This window comes from Candidatus Methylomirabilis sp. (genome assembly GCA_036000645.1).
In the GTDB taxonomy this organism is placed as follows: Bacteria; Methylomirabilota; Methylomirabilia; order Methylomirabilales; family JACPAU01; genus JACPAU01.
In genome coordinates, this window is record DASYVA010000099.1 from 1 (window position 1) to 16,126 (window position 16,126).

A 16,126-nucleotide genomic window follows, 5' to 3' on the forward strand; every position below is an offset into this window, starting at 1 on the left:
GGACGACGCGCAGCCGGGGGACGTCATCGAGTGCCACGGCGTGAAGCAGCGGGTGACCTACGAGTACGGTGCCTGGGCCCTGGAGCGTGCCTAGAGTGTCCCAATAACGTACGAGAAGTAGCTGGATTCTGGGTTCCAACGTCCTCCTCCCTTGCTCCGGGGGAGAAAGACGCTGATGACCGCAAGGGTAATCACCGGGATGGGGGCTATACGAATCGGCCGGGTAGAGAATGCTTTAACTCATCCTGGCCTGGGGTGAGCCTGGCTCGGAGAACCCGAGAAGCTCCAGGCGCAGGGGGACGTGAAGTCCGTTCCAGCCGCCCAGGCTCTCTTGGCCCTTCCAGGTAGAGCGCCCCTCGTACGTTAGATCGAGTGGGTGGCATTTTCTCTCCCGGGTTGCCTTCTCTCGGCTGGCGTACCGCGAAGGTCAAGGCTCCACGACCCGCTCCCGATCCACAAGAGATAGAGGCAGAGAGCAATGGCAATGGTCGGGATGATCGGTTCCTCAGGCTGCAACGGGAACAGCGTGGGATCATCCACGACCAAGTGGACGTAGGTCGATCAGCGCGAAGGTGCTCTCCGGCGGCATGAAGTCTGCGTGCAGGAAGAATCAGGATGTCGCCGCAGGCGGCGAAGGCGCCGGCGCTCAGGAGGGCGGCCCGAGTGGACGCGGCCGCCCACAGCCGCCTCGACGGCCGCGGAGTCACCCGCGGCGGAGAAAAGTACCCTGCCTCTTCCCTCCCGGCCAGGCGGTCGAGCGCCTCGAGCGTCTCGCGGAGTGCCGCGGCGTCATTGCGCCCGGGGATGACGACGGAGATGCGGGGCCTCATCGCCGGACGCGGCTACTTGGGGGCGGCCAGGAGCCCGCGGATCGTCGCCACCAGGTCGGCCTCCTCCACCGGCCCGAAGAAACGGCGGGCGACCTCGTCCCGGGGTGAGATGACGACCGTGTACGGCATCCCCCGGAATCCGAGCGGCCGGGCGAGGGTCAACTGCCAGTCAGTCCCGTGGGGGAAACTGACCGGGTGGGCTTTCAGGAACTCCCGGGCCTTCGCCTCAGTGTCCTCGACGAAGACGCCCACGAAGGCCACGCCCTGGTCCTTGAACCGCTGGTAGACCTGCTCAAAAGCGGGAGCCTCCCGCTGGCAGAAGGGTCACCAGGAGGCCAAAAAGCGGATGACGACGACCTTGCCCTTGAGGCTCTGGAAGTCCAGGGTGCCGCCGTCGAGGAGGGCGAGGGGTCTCGTGGGCAGGGCCCCGCCCGCCCCCGCCGGTGCCGCGAGGCCCAGCGCGAGGAGGGCCGCGATCCCGGCCCAGGTGAAGGGCGAGCGTTTCGAGATCCGCATTCTTATCCAGGCTGCCGTCCCCGCTCGTACACCCTTACCCCCACCACCCCAATCTCCCCGCATTCTCGCGGCTGCGCGTCCGGGATCTGTGACGTCCCCGGCGGGGCCGGGCCCTGCTTCCTTTGACCCGGACACCACCCTTTCGGATTCTTGCCCGGACTTCAGCGTCCATGCTGCAATCATCTTGGGGTGGATGGCGATCTGATCCGGCGCGTGGAGGTGGGCGATCTCGCGCCCGCCCACGTAGTTGGCGTGCAGGCTGACGCGGTGGCCCTTCTCGATGATGCCGGGGAGCGTGACGATCCTGCGGCGTAGATGGTTGGGGAGACTCCCTCCCGGACTCATGTATTCCTCCCCCGGGTTTCCTCGGTGACGCGTCCGAGGGTATCCGTCCGTGGCCTGACTACCGACACCGGTACCCACGACATCTATAGCTACGACTCGAGCTCGGTGCCCAGGGCGTCGTTGAAGCGGTTGGTGAAGTTCGCCGCCGCAACCGAGAGCGTGAGCTGCACGAGCGCCTCCGGAGACAGGTGGCGCTTGAGCTGCTCGACGAGCACGCCATCCACCTGCACCTTCCGGGTCATTTCCTCGGCATAGCGGATCACCAGCCGCTCCACCTCCGAGAAGAGCGGGCTCGTCGCGTACTGCGGGAGGGCGTCGAACTTCTCCTTGGGGACGCCGACCCTCTGACCGAGGGCGGAGTTGTGGGTGGCTCAGTATTGGCAGTTGTTCACCTGCGAGGCCTTCACGTAGGCGAGCTGGCGCAGTTTGATGTCCAGAGCCCCTTCCCGGAGCGTCGGATACCACTGCATGAAGGGCGGGAGGGACTTGGCGTGGTGGGCCATGAGCCTGAAGATGTTCAGGACGCGGCCCGTGGCCTTCTGGAGGTTGTCGTACACCGTCTGGACATCGGCAGGCACCTGGTTCCGATCGAGGTAAGGGAGTCTGGCAGCCATCGCGTCGCCTCCTTCTCCGTTCGGCCTTCCAGGGGGTCCCGATAATTCTCCGGAATCTCCGATATGGACCCCTCATCTCCTTCCTCATTATTTATTATGTCGCTGAGAGGTGGCGATTCTCGAACTCAATCCCCTCTTCCGCAAGAAACTCCTGCGTCCGGTAGCAGAACATTCATCCCGGCTGGGAATAGACGATCACCCGCTTCTTGCTCATCGCTCTTTGCTCCTCCTGCTTTATGCACGAACACTTCCTCGAGGGCAAACCCAGACCGCTTCGGACGAAGCCTCCTTAAAAACTCGAAGCGGGTCCATACCGGCGCCGCCTCAGGAACTTCATCAGGATGTAGCCAAGCCCGACGAGCAGGACGGTAAGGAGGACAAATCCATAGTACCGACGGTAGTCACCCTGAAGCCGGTCCCAGCGGCTTCCAAAGAGATACCCAAAGCCGCCGACGAGGGTCGCCCAAAGGAGCGCCCCCAGGGCATCGTAGGCCAGGAATCGCGGATAGGCCATCTTGGTGGCGCCGGCCATGGGAGCCGCGAATGCCCGGACGCCTACCACGAAGCGGGCAAGGGCGACCGTGAGGCCGCCACGCCTGGCAAAGTACTCGTGTGTCTTCCGAACACAATCCGCAGAGCCCAGCATCATCTTGCAGTAAAGCTGCGGCAGGCGCTCCCCGCCCAGCCGGCCCAGGAGGTAGCTGAGGCTGTCACCCGCCACTGCACTTGCCGCCCCGAGGGCGATCACGAAGGGGAGCTCGAACGGACCGGTGGAGGCCAAGAACCCTGCAGCCAGGAGAAAGACCTCCCCGGGGAGGGGAAGACCGGCGTTTTCCAGGGCGATCCCGAGGAAGAGGATCGCGTACCCGTATCTGGGGAGGAAAGGCCAGGGGCTGACCACCGGGTCCATCCCGCCTACCCCGGACAGGCCGTTCCGTCAGGATCCTCCGGAGGACGCCTTCCCGGGCTGGGCGTTCCTCCGGCCTGAGCCCGGCGCACGGTCCCCAGGAGGTCGCCGGAGGGACGTTGAACGTAGAGGGCCCGGGAAGGCAGGATCTTGTCGCCGACCTTCCGAACCAGGGTGAGGGAGATGGCCGGAATGCGGGCCGCCTCCAAGCTATTTCTTGAGGTCATGAACGTCGTCGTCCGCATTGTGAAGGCCCCGTCCCGCGGGGCCGGGCTGGCCTCAGCCCCCGTGGGCTTTCCCGCGCAAGAGCAGGACCAGGGCCCCAAGGATCAGGAGGGGCACGATAACGCTTTCCATCTGGCGTCTCCCGGGACCCCGGCGCGTCCCCTAGAAAAGGCTGAACGCCTTCCCCGCGACATAGCCCACAACGAGCAGCACAACAACGCCCGCCATCATCTTCTCATGCTTGCACATCCCCGCCTTCTGCTTACATCCTTCCATCGAACACATCAGGGCCATCTCCGCTCGCCCCCTTTCACGCCTCTTTCGGATCGGGGCCAGGTCCAGCGGGAGGGCCTGGCTCGCTTGAAAGCAGCCCCCGCCGATCGCCACCCCTGATCAAGTAGATGCAACGGCCCCAGGGAGGGGTTCGCCTAAGCCGAAGGGCTCCCAGGGGATTACCGGCAAGACATTGCAAACCGATGAGCGGCCCCACCATCGCAAGCGACTGAGGGGACACGTGCCATACGTTCGACCTTGACCGGGTGTGGCAGCCTCACCTTGCCCGCAGCGAGGTCGATCGTGGCACTTGCCCGCAATGGGTTAGCGCGCGGCCTGGCCAGGGGAGATAACCTGCGGGAGGGGGTAAAGCCAGGCGAGCGTCAGGCCGTACCCCCAATGGCGAATGAGGGCGATCGCAGGGGCGAGGGCGCCCATTTTCAGCCCGGCCATCCCCGCGCCGAGCAAAGGCATCATGAACAACCAAACACCGAAGACGGTCTGCACCGTGATGTAGGTGAGCGCCCGTACCCAGCTCGGTCCCCAGAGGGACGGCCCGACCCCAGCGTAGATTATCGCCAAGATGGCGCCATTGGCGTAGTGAGCCACGACGCCGCCTGGGAGACCCGTTTCCAGCTTCATCCCCAGGAGGCCCGGGACATCCCACCACTGGCGTGTTATGGGCAGACCGATAAGATCGAAGACGAGGGTCCCGGCCAAGCCGGCGAGGATAGCGCGTTTCCATTGGATCTGCATGGCTATCGGCACCTCCATCGCCTTTCGTGCTGTAGGTGGACGGTCACGCCCGCGAGGGGCCAGCCCTTCCTGCGGGCGTAGAGGAGGAGGGTCATCGCGGCGCAGACGCTGAGCGCGGCCAGGCCGTGTGTCCCCGGCTGGATCGGGGCCGTCAAGCCCTCGCCGGACGTAGCGGTGACGGGCATGAAGATAGGGGGTCCGGGGCCGGACCTAAGGGACCGCCAGGAGACGCTCCACGAGCGCCCGAGTCTGGGGCTGGTCCCAGGCCGGGTCGCCGACGCGCCGGTAGGCGATCCGGCCCTGGCGGTCGAGGAGGAAACTCGCTGGGATGGCGAAGACCCGGTAGGCCCGGCCGACGTCCTTCCGGGGATCCAGGAGAATAGGGAAGGTGAGCCGCAGCTCGGCAACGAAGGCCTCCACCGGCTCGTGCCCGTCTAAATTGAGATTGACCGCCAGGACCGTGAACCCCCGCTCGCGGTAGGTCTCGTAGAGGACCTGGAGGTCCGGCATCTCGGTTCGGCAGGGAGCGCACCAGGTGGACCAGAAGTTCACCAGGACCACCTCGCCCCGGTGCTGGGCGAGGGAGTGGAGGGTCCCCGCCAGGTCGGGGAGGGCAAAGGCCGGGGCCGTGAGTCCCACCTCCAGGCCGATCCGCGGGGAGGCGTCCTGGGCGAGCGAGGCCCCGGCGCCCGTGAGCAGGAGCAAACTTGCCACCACGGTCCGTCGCCACGCTTTCACGGTCCCCTCCCCGGTGGGAACCATCCGCTGCGGGCCCTACGGCCCCTCCGACCGAGCCTATTCGATAGCTCGCCACTCCAGGAGCGACGCGGTCGTTCTCACAGAGGGCCCCCCGGAATCCGCACACCTCCTGGGGGAACCCCGAGGAGAACACTGGTGAGCCAGGCCTGATCGGATGTGGGGCGAAGATAGCGACGCCTGCCTCCCCCTGTCAACAATCTTGATGGATATCTGAGCACCTGGCCATTGTCACCTGCGACTCCCCGGTGCCTGCCCTCTCCCGTTTGGTGGAGATCCCCGTAGCGCGGCAGACCGATGCCTCCATGGAGGTCTCCCTCGACAAGGTCTATCGAGCGCGAGCCGGTGGAGGACCTGCCGGGGGAGGCCCCCGCGGTGGCCAAGGGCTCGGCCTGACGGAGGCGATCACGGAGACAGACCACCCCGGCGGCTCGCTGAGGCGGCCGGGGTGTCGTGTTTCGCCGTCCAGGTTACCGGACGATGACCTTCCCCGGGTAGAGGAAGGACTTATCCGACCGGATCTGGTTGACCTGGTACTCGTAGGTCCCGGGCTCCACGATGCAGAGACTGGCCACCCCTCCGGGGGCGATAAGGCCAGAGACGTACACGCCGCTCGGCGCGAGGAAGAAGCCCACGGGGGCCACACAGGCCAGCGAGACCTCCTTCCCCTTCTCAAAGAGGACCATTGCCTCGTTCCAGGACGTAGCGTTCGACCAGACCACCGTGTCCCCCGGCTTCGCCGTGAGGGTCGCGGGCTCGATCCGGCCGGCCTGGATGGTGATGACGTGCGTGACGCCACTGGGACCAGCCGCCCGCTGCGCCTCGCCCGGGAGCGCCAGCGCCACCGTCAGTACCGCGACCCCGACCGCGATCCCCCGTTGCCAGTTCGGCCGCATCCGTGTGCTCCTTCCTCCCCGCCCTGCCCGCAGATGGCGTAGATGGCACCCGGCGAGGCCGGGGATTTACCTCGCGGGACTTGCAGGGTAATGTTGCGCAGTCAGGTCGCGCCAAGAATTCAGGGTGGCGCCAACGCCCGGGAGCAAAGGCAAGGCGCGTGCCACGTGACCGGTGGGGGAGGTCGGCGCGGCCAGCGTGACGCGAACCCGCAGGTCCTAGAGGAGTTAGCCCGAGCGGCCCCCGCGAGCCCAGCGGGGGAAGCCGAGGCGCGCTGCGTTCCACGGAACAGGCGGGGGAGAAGGACGGGGGACAGCCGGGCAACCCCAAGGGCGGCGCCGGGGAAGTGGGGGGCCCCGGCGACCTTAGGACGGATCAAGGCTGGAGGAGCAGTAGCTCTGATGGGTGTTGACAGGCCCCGGGTCGCCGCGGATGATACGCATGCAGGCAGGGCGGCCCTCGCCCGGAATATTCCGGGCGGACGGCGTGTTCTCGTGATGAGAAAGGGCGGCCCGGCTGGGGGGAGAGGTGGAGGGGACCGGGCCGGGACCGCAGGGGCGGCGCCGGGAATTCGAGGAGGTGGCGCTCGTCCACCTGCACGTGCTTTATGGCGCCGCCCTGCGGCTGGCCGGGAACCAGGCGGAGGCGGAAGACCTCGTGCAGGACACGGCGCTGCGGGCCTACGAGTTCTTCCACCAGTTCGCTCCCGGCACGAACTGCAAGGCCTGGCTCCTCCGGATCCTTTATCGGACCTTCCTGAACCGCCGCCGGGCGGTCCGCCTCACCGTGGCCTACGACGATGATCTGGCCCCCCCGGTGGGGGGGAGCGCGACGGTCGGGAATCCGGAGGAGGACTTCCTCCGGAAGGCCACGGGCGAGGAGATCCAGCGCGCCCTCATGGTTCTGCCGGAGAAATTCCGGCTGCCGGTGATCCTGGCAGACCTGGAGGGGCTGACCTACCGCGAGATCGCCGAGGTCTGTGGCTGCCCCGTGGGGACGGTGATGAGCCGGCTGCACCGCGGGCGGGCGCACCTGCGGGAGGCGTTGCGGGAACTGCTCGAGCCGGGGCGAGTTGAGGACGGGAAATGATCTGCGGCGACGTGATCCGGGACCTGGAGACGTACCTGGACGGCGAGCTGCCGGTGCGGGAGACACTGCAGGTCGCAGAGCATCTGGCCTCCTGCCCATCCTGCGCGGCCAGGGAGGAGCAGGCCCGGGCCGCGCGGGCGCATCTGCGCCTCACCGCGCCGCGCCCGGAGGTTCCCCCGGCCCTCCGGGAGCGGATCACCGCGGCCCTGGACCGGATAGATCGGAGGGCCCTCCGCGCCAGTCAGCTTGCCGGACGCCGGCCTCTCTGGCTGGCAACCGCCGCCGCGGCCGCCGCCGCGGTCCTCTTCGCCGTGTGGATCGGCCGGTCCGCCGGCCCGGCCCCGCTCGCCCTGGAGCTGGTGGCGCAGCACATGAGCGTGGCCCGGCTGCCGGAGCCGGTGGAGTTTGCTTCCTCGGATGCGGGCGCCGTGGCCGGTTGGTTCCAGGGGCGGGCGCCCTACCGGGTCTCCGTTCCCGATTACAGCCGGACCGGGATCCGCCTGCTCGGGGGGCGCATCACCGACCTGAGCGACCGTCGGGCAGCCTTCATCGTCTACGAGAAGAATCGCCGGACCATCTCCCTCTTCACCTTTCCCCACTACGGGGAGGACCTCGACCGGGCCACGGCCGTGAAGCGGGATGGGCGGACCTTCTACACCCAGGAGGTCCGGGGCTACCAGCTCCTCCTCTGGCAGGAGCGGGGGATGGCCTATGCCCTGGTGGCCGACCTCGGGTGGGACGAGCTCTTCCAGTGTGCCGAGGGACTCCTCCAGATCCTCCGCTATAGCTAGACTTCTCCTTGACTCCGTTCCCTTCCTCTGATACCGAAGCCCCGGGCGGCGAGCCGCAGGCGCCCGGAGGGGTGGTGGATTTTCCGGTAACCTGCCCGCAGTGCGGCTGGACCGGACAGATCGACGAGGCCAAGCCCGGCCCGAAGGTCGCGCTGTGCCCGCAGTGCGGGCGCCCCCTCTTCTCCGAGGAGGACTGAGGCCCGGCCCGGGGGCTCCCCCATGCGCTTCCAGGGCTATGTCTTCGACCTCGACGGGACCATCTATCGCGGCCCCCGGATGATCGATGGGGCCGCCGCGACGGTCCGGGCGCTCCGGGAGCGGGGTGCCAAGGTCTGCTTCCTCTCCAACAAGCCAATCGAGAGCCGCGCGCGCTACGCGGAGAAGCTCCGGGGCTTCGGGATCGCGGCTGACCTGGAGAACGTGGTGAACTCCTCGTACGTGATGGCTCGCTACCTGGCCGCGCGGGACCCGGGGGCGCCGGTGTATGTCATCGGAGAGCCTCCCCTGAAGGAGGAGCTGACGGCCGCGGGGCTCACCGTTCTGCAGGACCCGACCGGGGTCCGCTATCTCATCATTGCCTTCGACCGGACCTTCGACTACGGGAAGCTGCGCGACGCCCTCATCGCCGTCCGGCGCGGGGCCCGGATGCTGGCCACGAACCCCGATCGGACCTGCCCCACGGAGGAGGGGGAGATCCCCGACGCGGCCGGGATGATCGGGGCGGTGGAAGCGGTGACCAACCGGAAGGTGGAGCTGGTGGTGGGGAAGCCCAACCGGATCATGCTGGACGTCGCCCTGGAGCGCCTGGGCCTCCCCCCGGGCGCCTGCCTGATGGTGGGGGACCGGCTGGAGACGGACATCGCGATGGGGAGGGCGGCCGGCATGCCCACGGCCCTCGTCCTGACCGGGGTGACGCGGCGGGAGGAGCTGGCCGCGGCTCCGGTGCGCCCGGACTACATCCTCGAGAGCATTCGGGATCTGCTCACCCTCGACCCGTAGGGAGGATGCGGGCCCGGAGGGCCGAAAGGCTGGGACCCGGCGCGGGAGACCATGGAGCTCTTCTCGCTGAGCGGGAAGGTCGCCCTGATCACCGGGGGGCTGGGCGATATCGGCCGGACGCTGGCCCGCGGCTTCGCAGAGGCGGGCGCCGACGTCGCCCTCCTGGATCGCTCCCTCCTCCGCCAGGCCGAGGTGGAGGCGGCTGTGCGCGCGACCGGGCGCCGGTGCGTGACGCTCGAGGCCGATGTCCGGGTGAAGCCGCAGGTGGACGCGGCGTTCCAGCAGGCGCTGGACCGCCTCGGCCGGCTGGACATCGCGGTCAACAACGCCGGCCTGAACATCCGGGGCCCGGCGGAGGAGCTGGCGGAGGCCGATCTGGAGACGATCCTGGATGTGAACCTCAAGGGGGTGTTCCTCTGCGCGCAGGCGGCCGCCCGCATCATGAAGGCGCGGGGAGGCGGCAAGATCATCAACATCGCCTCCATCGGCGGGACCGTGGCTCTCCCCTTCTCCGCCGCCTACTGCGGGAGCAAGGGGGGCGTGGTGCTCCTCACGCGGGCCTGGGCCGCGGAGTGGGCGCCCTTCAACATCCAGGTCAACGCCATCGGTCCCACCTACATCCGGACGCAGCTGAACGCCGCCTTCGTGGACCGTCCCGAGATCCGCGAGCGGATTCTCCGGTTCACGCCGGCCGGCCGCCTGGGCCGATGCGAGGATCTCGTGGGGACCGCGATCTACCTCGCCTCCTCCGCCTCCAACCTGGTGACCGGCCAGACCATCTTCGTGGACGGCGGCTACACCGCGGTCTGAGACCGGGCCACCCTGCACGGGGATGCGCGCGCCTCTCGGCGGCGCCGCCGGCCCCTTGACATCGTCCTGCCGGTCCTTTAGGTTCACGAAAGCATCGTCCTTGCCACCCCTGAGACGCCATGACGCCCACGCCCGAGCAGGCCCTGCAGATCTACCGGACCATGCTCCGGATCCGGGCCTTCGAGGAGAAGGCGAGCGAGCTGTTCCTCGCCGGCCGGCTCCCCGGCTTCCTGCACACCTACATCGGGCAGGAAGCGGTGGCGGCCGGGGTGTGCGTCCACCTGACTCGGGAGGACACCATCACGAGCACGCACCGGGGCCACGGCCACGCCGTGGCGAAGGGGGCGCGCCTGGACATGATGATGGCGGAGCTCTTCGCGAAGCAGACCGGCTACTGCAAGGGGAAGGGCGGCTCCATGCACATCGCCGACCTGGACCTGGGGATCCTGGGGGCCAACGGCATCGTGGGGGCCGGCATCCCGATCGCCGCCGGGGCCGCCCTCACCGCCCAGATGCAGGGGCGGAGCGCGGTCACGGTCGCCTTCTTCGGCGACGGGGGCTCCAACACCGGGGCCTTCCACGAGGGGCTGAACCTGGCGGCCGTCTGGAATCTCCCGGTCCTCTTCGTCTGCGAGAACAACCAGTACGCCGAGTCCACCCCGCGCGAGGTGCACCAGAAGGTGAAGGACATCGCCACCCGGGCCATGGCCTACGACGTCCCCGGGGTGGTGGTGGACGGGATGGATGCGATGGCGGTCTTTGCCGCCGCGAGCCAGGCGATCCAGCGGGCGCGGGCGGGGGGCGGCCCCACCCTCCTCGAGGCCAAGACCTACCGCTTCATGGGCCACTACGTGGGAGACACCGGGGCCGCCTACCGGGATCAGGTGGAGGTGGAGCGCTGGAAGCAGCGGGATCCCATTCCCCTCTTCCGGCGGGCGCTCCTGGAAGAGCGGCGCGTCCCGGCGGCCGAGCTCACCGGCATCGAGGCCGAGGTCCAGCGGGAGATTGCCGAGGCGGTCACCTTCGCCGAGCAGAGCCCGGAGCCGGACCTGGAGGAGGCCCTCCGGGATATCTTCGCCTGAGGGGACAGGGCGGGGCGGGAATCTGGCGGGGGAGACCGGGGGAGCGATGCGGAAGATCAGCTACCGGGAAGCGCTGAAGGAAGCTCTGCGGGAGGAGATGCGCCGCGATCCGCGGGTCTTCCTGCTGGGGGAGGATATCGCCCAGTTCGGCGGCTCCTACAAGGTGACCCAGGGCCTGCTCGACGAGTTCGGACCGGAGCGGGTCCGGAACACCCCCATCTCCGAGGCGGCCATCGTCGGGGCGGCGGTGGGGGCGGCTCTCACGGGAATGCGCCCGGTGGCCGAGTTGATGTACGTGGACTTCTCCGGGATCGCGATGGACCAGATCGCGAACCAGGCGGCCAAGAACCGCTACATGTTCGGCGGCAAGGCGCGGGTGCCGATGGTCCTCCGGACCCAGGGGGGGACGGGGCGCTCCTCCGGGGCCCAGCACGCCCAGTCCCTGGAGGCCTGGTTCATCCACATCCCGGGCCTGAAGGTAGTCATGCCCGCGACCCCCTACGACGCCAAGGGCCTCCTGAAGAGCGCCATCCGGGACGACAACCCGGTGATCTTCATCGAGCACAAGCTCCTCTACCCGGAGACGGGGGAGGTGCCGGAGGAAGAGTACCTGGTCCCGCTCGGGGTGGCGGACGTGAAGCGGCCCGGGGAGGACGTCACGGTGGTGGCCCACTCCCGCATGGTCCACCTGGCGCTCCGGGCCGCCGACCGCCTGGCGGCGGAGGGGATCTCCTGTGAGGTGGTGGATCCCCGGACACTGGACCCCCTGGATGCCCCCGCGATCCTCCGCTCCGTGGAGAAGACGAGCCGCCTGGTCATCCTCCAGGAGGCGGTGGCGCAGTGCTCCTTCGCCTCGGAGGTGGCAGCCGTGGTGGCGGAGGAGGCGCTGGACTGCCTGGATGCTCCCATCCGGCGGGTGACCGCCCTGGACACCCCCATGCCCTTCTCCCCCAAGCTGGAGCGCTTCGTGGTCCCCAGCGAGGAGCGGCTGATTGCCGCCGTCCGGGAGGTCTGCGCCTAACCCTCCCCCCGCCCCGGCGGGCCCGTCTCCCCCCCGGGGGGGGAGGCCCCGCAAGTTCACCTTGACCGCCCCCGGGGCCTCCGTTTATGATGGCGGAGTTTTGTGCAGAGCGGGCCCCCGGGGGCCGGCGCAGGAGCAGGCATGCCAGTCCAGATGGATGACCGGGACAAGCGGCTGCTGAATCTCCTCCAGTCCGACTTCCCCCTGAGCCGCCGGCCCTACGCGACCCTCGGGGAGCGCCTGCAGGCCGGCGAAGAGGAGATCCTGGCCCGGATCGGTCGGCTCCGCGAGGAGAAGATCATCCGCCAGATCAGCGCGATCTTCGACACCCGCTCCCTTGGCTACAAGTCGAGCCTCGTGGCCATGCGGGCCGACCCGGCCCGGGTGGATGAGGCGGCCGCGATGGTGAACACCCACCCGGGCGTCAGCCACAACTACAAGCGGAACCACACGTTCAACATCTGGTTCACCATCGCGATCCCGCCGCAAAAGGACCTGGAGGCGACGATCAAGCGGCTCCACGACCTCGCCCGGGCGGAGTCCACCCGGATCCTGCCGACCCTCCGCCTGTTCAAGATCGGGGTGAACCTGGACATGACGGGGGAGTCGAACCCGGCGGCCATCGAAGAGCCGGTCTACAGCGACAAGAAGCGGGAGGGGGCGGACCCCGCGGCGCTCACGCCGCAGGAGATCCAGGCGATCCGGGAGCTCCAGGAGGACCTGCCGCTCGCATCGGCCCCCTTCGATCCCATGGCGGCCCGGATGGGAATCACGCCCGAGGGCCTCTTCGCAATCGCCACGGAGCTGAGCCGCCGCGGGCACCTGCGCCGCTTCGCCGCCGTCCTGCACCACCGAACCGCCGGCTTCCGGGCGAATGCGATGGGGGTCTGGAAGGTGCCGGAGGGCCGCACCGATGAGGTGGGCGCGCTCATGGGGTCAGTTCGGGGGGTGAGCCACTGTTACCTCCGGCCCACGTATCCCGACTGGCCGTATAACATTTTCACCATGGTCCACGGCCGGACGGTCCAGGAGTGCGAGGAGATCCTCGGGGCGATCAGCAGGACCACGGGCATCACCGAGTTCGCGCAGCTCTACAGCACGAAGGAGTACAAGAAGACCCGGGTCCGGTACTTCACTGACGAGTACGAGGCCTGGGAGCGCCAGTACGCCGCCTGAGGCGGCGGGGTGCCGCATGGGCCGCGCCGCCCTGCACCTGATTGCCGCGGCCCTCTACCTGGGGGGGACGCTGACGATGGGAGCGGCGGTCCTTCCCGCGTTCCGGGGGGAGGGGGACCAGGGGCGGCGGGCGACGCTGGCCCGGATTCTCCGGGTCGCGCACCCCGTCAGTCTGGCCTCCCTGGGGGTCCTGGTCCTCACCGGGGCGGGAGGCGTGACCGCGCTGAAGGGGAGCTACGGGGCCCAGTTCGCAGCCCGCTGGTTCGGGCCGCTGAGCCTGAAGCTCCTCGTGGTGTTCGTCCTCCTCCTGGTGGCGTCCTACGAGTATTTCGGGCTGGGGCTGCGCCTCACGCGCGCGGCCGCCCGGGAGGCGGCGGGGGAGGGGGGGCTCGCCCCGGGTGTGCACGCCCGGCTGGTGGCGCGCCTGCAGACCGTGGCGCTCGTCAACGGGCTCCTCGGGGCCGGCGCCAGCGTGCTGGGGTTGCTGCTCGCCCATGGGTGAGGCGGAGAGGGTCAGCCGGGGACTCCATCACGACAGGGGGTTGGAGGGTTCGATGCAGATCGGGTTCGAGAGCATCCTTCTCAACACGGGCGAGCGCCTGCAGTTCATGGATATCACCAAACGGGTGCGGGATTGTCTCTTGAAGCACCCCATCCGGAACGGGATCCTCATCCTGAACGCGCTCCACACGACGGTGGCCCTCTTCGTGAACGAGTTCCAGACCGCCCTGATCGAGGACATGAAGGCCATCCTCGGGCGGGTGGTGCGCGAGCGGGATGGCTACCGGCATGACGACCCCCGGTTCTCCGACTGCGACCGGGGGAATGCGGATTCCCACCTCCGGGCCATGTTCCTGGGCCAGAACGTCATCGTCCCCATCCAGGGGGGGGAGCTGGTCCTCGGGAAGTGGCAGAGCATCATCTTCGCGGAGCTGGACGGCCCGCGCGAGCGGAGCATCCAGGTGCAGATCGTGGGGGAGTGAGCGGCGCTCCCCCGGGCAGGCTCGGTGGAGGACGTGGCCAGGTGACCCTCACGGACATCGCCGGGAAGGTAGAGCGGGGGGAGCGCCTCCACCCGGCGGAGGGGCTGCACCTCTTCCGGGAGGCGGACCTGCCTCTCCTCCGAACCCTGGCGACCCGGGTCCGCCACCGGAAGCACTCCGCGCCCGAGGTGACCTACGTCGTCGGACGGAACCTCTCCTACACCAACGTCTGCTGGGTCCAGTGTACGTTCTGCGCCTTCTACCGCCTCCCGGGGGAGGAGGGGGCCTGGACCCTCACCCGGGACGAGATCCTGGACAAGGTGCGGGAGCTGGCGACCCTGGGAGGGACCGAGGTCCTCTTCCAGGGGGGGCTGAACCCGGCCCTGAAGATCGAGTGGTACGAGGAAACCTTCGGGGCCATCAAGGCCGCCTTCCCGGTCCACCTGCACGCCCTTTCCCCCGCGGAGCTCCTCTACCTGGCCAAGATTTCGGGCCTGAGCCTCGCGGCCACCCTCACGCGGCTGAAGCGCGTCGGCCTGGACTCCATCCCGGGGGGCGGGGCGGAGATCCTGGTGGACGCCGTCCGCCAGCAGATCTCGCCCCTGAAGGACACGACGGAGGAGTGGCTCGCCTGCATGCGGACCGCCCACCAGCTCGGGATTCCCTCCTCCGCGACCATGATGTACGGGTCGGTCGAGACGCCCGAACAGCGGATCGAGCACCTCTGCCGGATCCGGGCCCTCCAGGATGAGACCGGGGGATTCACCGCCTTCATCGCCTGGAACTACCAGCCGGACCACACGGTGCTGGGGGGGGGCCGGACCGACGGGATCGATCATCTCCGGACGGTGGCAGTGGCTCGCCTGATGCTGGACAACATCCCCAGCCTGCAAGCCTCCTGGGTGACCCAGGGACCGGAGGTCGCCCGGACCTCCCTGTTCTATGGGGTCAACGACTTCGGGAGTACGGTGCTGGAGGAGAAGGTGGTGAGCGCCGCGGGTGCCACCTGGCTCCTCTCCCTGGACGAGATCCTGGCCGGCATCCGGTCGGCGGGGTTCACCCCGCGCCGGCGCAACACCCGGTACGAGCTCCTGGACTGATGGGCGCCGACCGGCGCTGGTTCTGCTGCCTGCGGACCAGGCAGGCCCCCGCCATCCTCCGCCAGGTCCGGCCGAAAGCGCCGGGGGGGGTGGTGGAGCTGTGGCCGGACGTCTTCGAGACGGGACTCTACTGGCTGGCCCCCGAGACCCGGGCCCTGCTGGATGCCTGCGGGGTGGAGGTGCCGTACCTGTACAAGGTGGACGAAGCGGCCATCCCCCTTTTTGGCCTGGAGCGGTATCCGGGCGATCCGGCCGAGCTTCCCGCCCCGGCGTCGGTGCGAACCCGCACCCTGGCCGGCCACGGGATCGGGGTCGAGTTTGTGCAGGCCCTCCGGGAGGGGGACACCCCGGCTGCGGAGCCGACCGCCCCGACCGACGCGGTCTTCTTCCTGCGGCGGCCGGGAGGGGCGGTGAATTTCCTCTGGCGGCTCTTCCGCTCCCGGGCAGATGCGGCGCACCAGGCGGCGCAGCGGCGAGGCAGGGACCCGAGCTTCGCCGCGTGGGTTGAGCACCTCAGCGTGGAGGATTTCTCCGGGCTCCTGCTGCCCGTCTAGGTCCGCGACTTCCATACAGCGAGGTGGCCTCATGCGCAATGGTGGGAAGAAGATCCTCTTCGTGAACCCGCGGTTTCCGGGCTCCCTCTGGGGTTTCCAGGGAATCGCGGAGCTGGTCGGAGTCCGCTCCGGACAGGCGCCCCTCGGGCTGGCGACGGTGGCGGCCCTGACCCCCCCCGAGATCGTGGTGGAGCTGCAGGACGAGAACTGCGGCCCTCCAGATCTGGACACCGATGCCGATGTCGTGGCCATCGGCTGCTGGAGCGTCCAGTACCATCGAGCCCGGGAGCTGGCCGCGGAGTTCCGCCGGCGGGGCAAGCGCGTCGTGGTGGGGGGACCGTATCCCACCCTATGCCCCGAGCGCTTCACGGACGGGTCCTTCGATGTGGTGTTCGACGGGGAGGT

General features: G+C 68.8%; 20 protein-coding genes and 1 pseudogene. 13 read left to right on the forward strand and 8 right to left on the reverse strand.

Features of this window, described 5'->3' with window-relative positions; genetic code table 11:
- Positions 1-842: 842 nt before the first annotated feature.
- The 8 genes and pseudogenes from VGT06_05920 to VGT06_05955 all read right to left on the reverse strand — a co-directional run bounded on the left by VGT06_05920 (position 843) and on the right by VGT06_05955 (position 6,118).
- Positions 843-1,142, reverse strand: a pseudogene (locus VGT06_05920) (TlpA disulfide reductase family protein).
- 12 nt (positions 1,143-1,154) lie between these two features.
- Complete coding sequence (locus VGT06_05925; protein ID HEV8662658.1) at positions 1,155-1,346, reverse strand: hypothetical protein; 192 nt, start codon at positions 1,344-1,346, stop codon at positions 1,155-1,157.
- Between the two features lie 434 nt (positions 1,347-1,780).
- A complete protein-coding gene (locus VGT06_05930; GenBank protein ID HEV8662659.1) occupies positions 1,781-1,954 on the reverse strand; it encodes a hypothetical protein in 174 nt (57 codons plus the stop codon).
- A gap of 108 nt (positions 1,955-2,062) precedes the next feature.
- On the reverse strand, positions 2,063-2,305 hold the full coding sequence (locus tag VGT06_05935; GenBank protein ID HEV8662660.1) for a hypothetical protein: 243 nt from the start codon (positions 2,303-2,305) through the stop codon (positions 2,063-2,065).
- 289 nt (positions 2,306-2,594) lie between these two features.
- Positions 2,595-3,215 carry a DedA family protein gene (locus VGT06_05940; protein ID HEV8662661.1) on the reverse strand — a complete coding sequence of 207 codons (621 nt, stop codon included), beginning with the start codon at positions 3,213-3,215 and terminating at the stop codon, positions 2,595-2,597.
- An 819-nt stretch (positions 3,216-4,034) separates the two neighbouring features.
- Positions 4,035-4,466, reverse strand: a complete 432-nt coding sequence (locus tag VGT06_05945; GenBank protein ID HEV8662662.1) for a hypothetical protein — start codon at positions 4,464-4,466, stop codon at positions 4,035-4,037.
- A 210-nt stretch (positions 4,467-4,676) separates the two neighbouring features.
- The gene (locus VGT06_05950) at positions 4,677-5,204 is read right to left on the reverse strand and encodes a TlpA disulfide reductase family protein (GenBank protein HEV8662663.1); all 528 of its coding nucleotides are present in this window, start codon (positions 5,202-5,204) and stop codon (positions 4,677-4,679) included.
- A 488-nt stretch (positions 5,205-5,692) separates the two neighbouring features.
- Entirely contained in the window at positions 5,693-6,118 is a 426-nt protein-coding gene (locus VGT06_05955) for a hypothetical protein (protein ID HEV8662664.1), read from the reverse strand.
- Positions 6,119-6,644: 526 nt separating this feature from the next.
- On the opposite strand from VGT06_05955, the gene VGT06_05960 reads away from it, so the two are divergent.
- The 13 genes from VGT06_05960 to VGT06_06020 all read left to right on the forward strand — a co-directional run.
- Positions 6,645-7,205, forward strand: a complete 561-nt coding sequence (locus VGT06_05960) for a sigma-70 family RNA polymerase sigma factor (protein HEV8662665.1) — start codon at positions 6,645-6,647, stop codon at positions 7,203-7,205.
- Positions 7,202-7,996, forward strand: coding sequence for a zf-HC2 domain-containing protein (locus tag VGT06_05965; GenBank protein ID HEV8662666.1), 795 nt, complete (start codon positions 7,202-7,204; stop codon positions 7,994-7,996). The genes VGT06_05960 and VGT06_05965 overlap by 4 nt, the downstream gene beginning before the upstream one ends.
- 74 nt (positions 7,997-8,070) lie before the next feature.
- Positions 8,071-8,193: a hypothetical protein gene (locus tag VGT06_05970; GenBank protein ID HEV8662667.1), complete on the forward strand. Its 123-nt coding sequence runs from the start codon at positions 8,071-8,073 to the stop codon at positions 8,191-8,193.
- Between the two features lie 22 nt (positions 8,194-8,215).
- The gene (locus VGT06_05975; GenBank protein HEV8662668.1) at positions 8,216-8,995 is read left to right on the forward strand and encodes an HAD-IIA family hydrolase; all 780 of its coding nucleotides are present in this window, start codon (positions 8,216-8,218) and stop codon (positions 8,993-8,995) included.
- Positions 8,996-9,046: 51 nt separating this feature from the next.
- Positions 9,047-9,805 (forward strand): glucose 1-dehydrogenase, encoded by a 759-nt coding sequence (locus VGT06_05980; protein HEV8662669.1) that lies wholly within the window; start codon positions 9,047-9,049, stop codon positions 9,803-9,805.
- Positions 9,806-9,924: 119 nt separating this feature from the next.
- Positions 9,925-10,887: a thiamine pyrophosphate-dependent dehydrogenase E1 component subunit alpha gene (locus VGT06_05985; protein HEV8662670.1), complete on the forward strand. Its 963-nt coding sequence runs from the start codon at positions 9,925-9,927 to the stop codon at positions 10,885-10,887.
- Between the two features lie 46 nt (positions 10,888-10,933).
- Positions 10,934-11,908: an alpha-ketoacid dehydrogenase subunit beta gene (locus VGT06_05990; GenBank protein ID HEV8662671.1), complete on the forward strand. Its 975-nt coding sequence runs from the start codon at positions 10,934-10,936 to the stop codon at positions 11,906-11,908.
- A 141-nt stretch (positions 11,909-12,049) separates the two neighbouring features.
- Positions 12,050-13,084, forward strand: coding sequence for an AsnC family transcriptional regulator (locus tag VGT06_05995; protein HEV8662672.1), 1,035 nt, complete (start codon positions 12,050-12,052; stop codon positions 13,082-13,084).
- A gap of 16 nt (positions 13,085-13,100) precedes the next feature.
- Positions 13,101-13,586 (forward strand): hypothetical protein, encoded by a 486-nt coding sequence (locus VGT06_06000; protein HEV8662673.1) that lies wholly within the window; start codon positions 13,101-13,103, stop codon positions 13,584-13,586.
- A 52-nt stretch (positions 13,587-13,638) separates the two neighbouring features.
- Positions 13,639-14,067, forward strand: a complete 429-nt coding sequence (locus VGT06_06005) for a secondary thiamine-phosphate synthase enzyme YjbQ (GenBank protein ID HEV8662674.1) — start codon at positions 13,639-13,641, stop codon at positions 14,065-14,067.
- Between the two features lie 41 nt (positions 14,068-14,108).
- On the forward strand, positions 14,109-15,167 hold the full coding sequence (mqnC, locus tag VGT06_06010) for a cyclic dehypoxanthinyl futalosine synthase (GenBank protein ID HEV8662675.1): 1,059 nt from the start codon (positions 14,109-14,111) through the stop codon (positions 15,165-15,167).
- Positions 15,167-15,721 carry a hypothetical protein gene (locus VGT06_06015; GenBank protein ID HEV8662676.1) on the forward strand — a complete coding sequence of 185 codons (555 nt, stop codon included), beginning with the start codon at positions 15,167-15,169 and terminating at the stop codon, positions 15,719-15,721. The genes mqnC and VGT06_06015 overlap by 1 nt, the downstream gene beginning before the upstream one ends.
- A gap of 31 nt (positions 15,722-15,752) precedes the next feature.
- Positions 15,753-16,126, forward strand: a 374-nt coding sequence (locus VGT06_06020; GenBank protein HEV8662677.1) for a cobalamin-dependent protein, incomplete at its 3' end; no start/stop codon positions are given.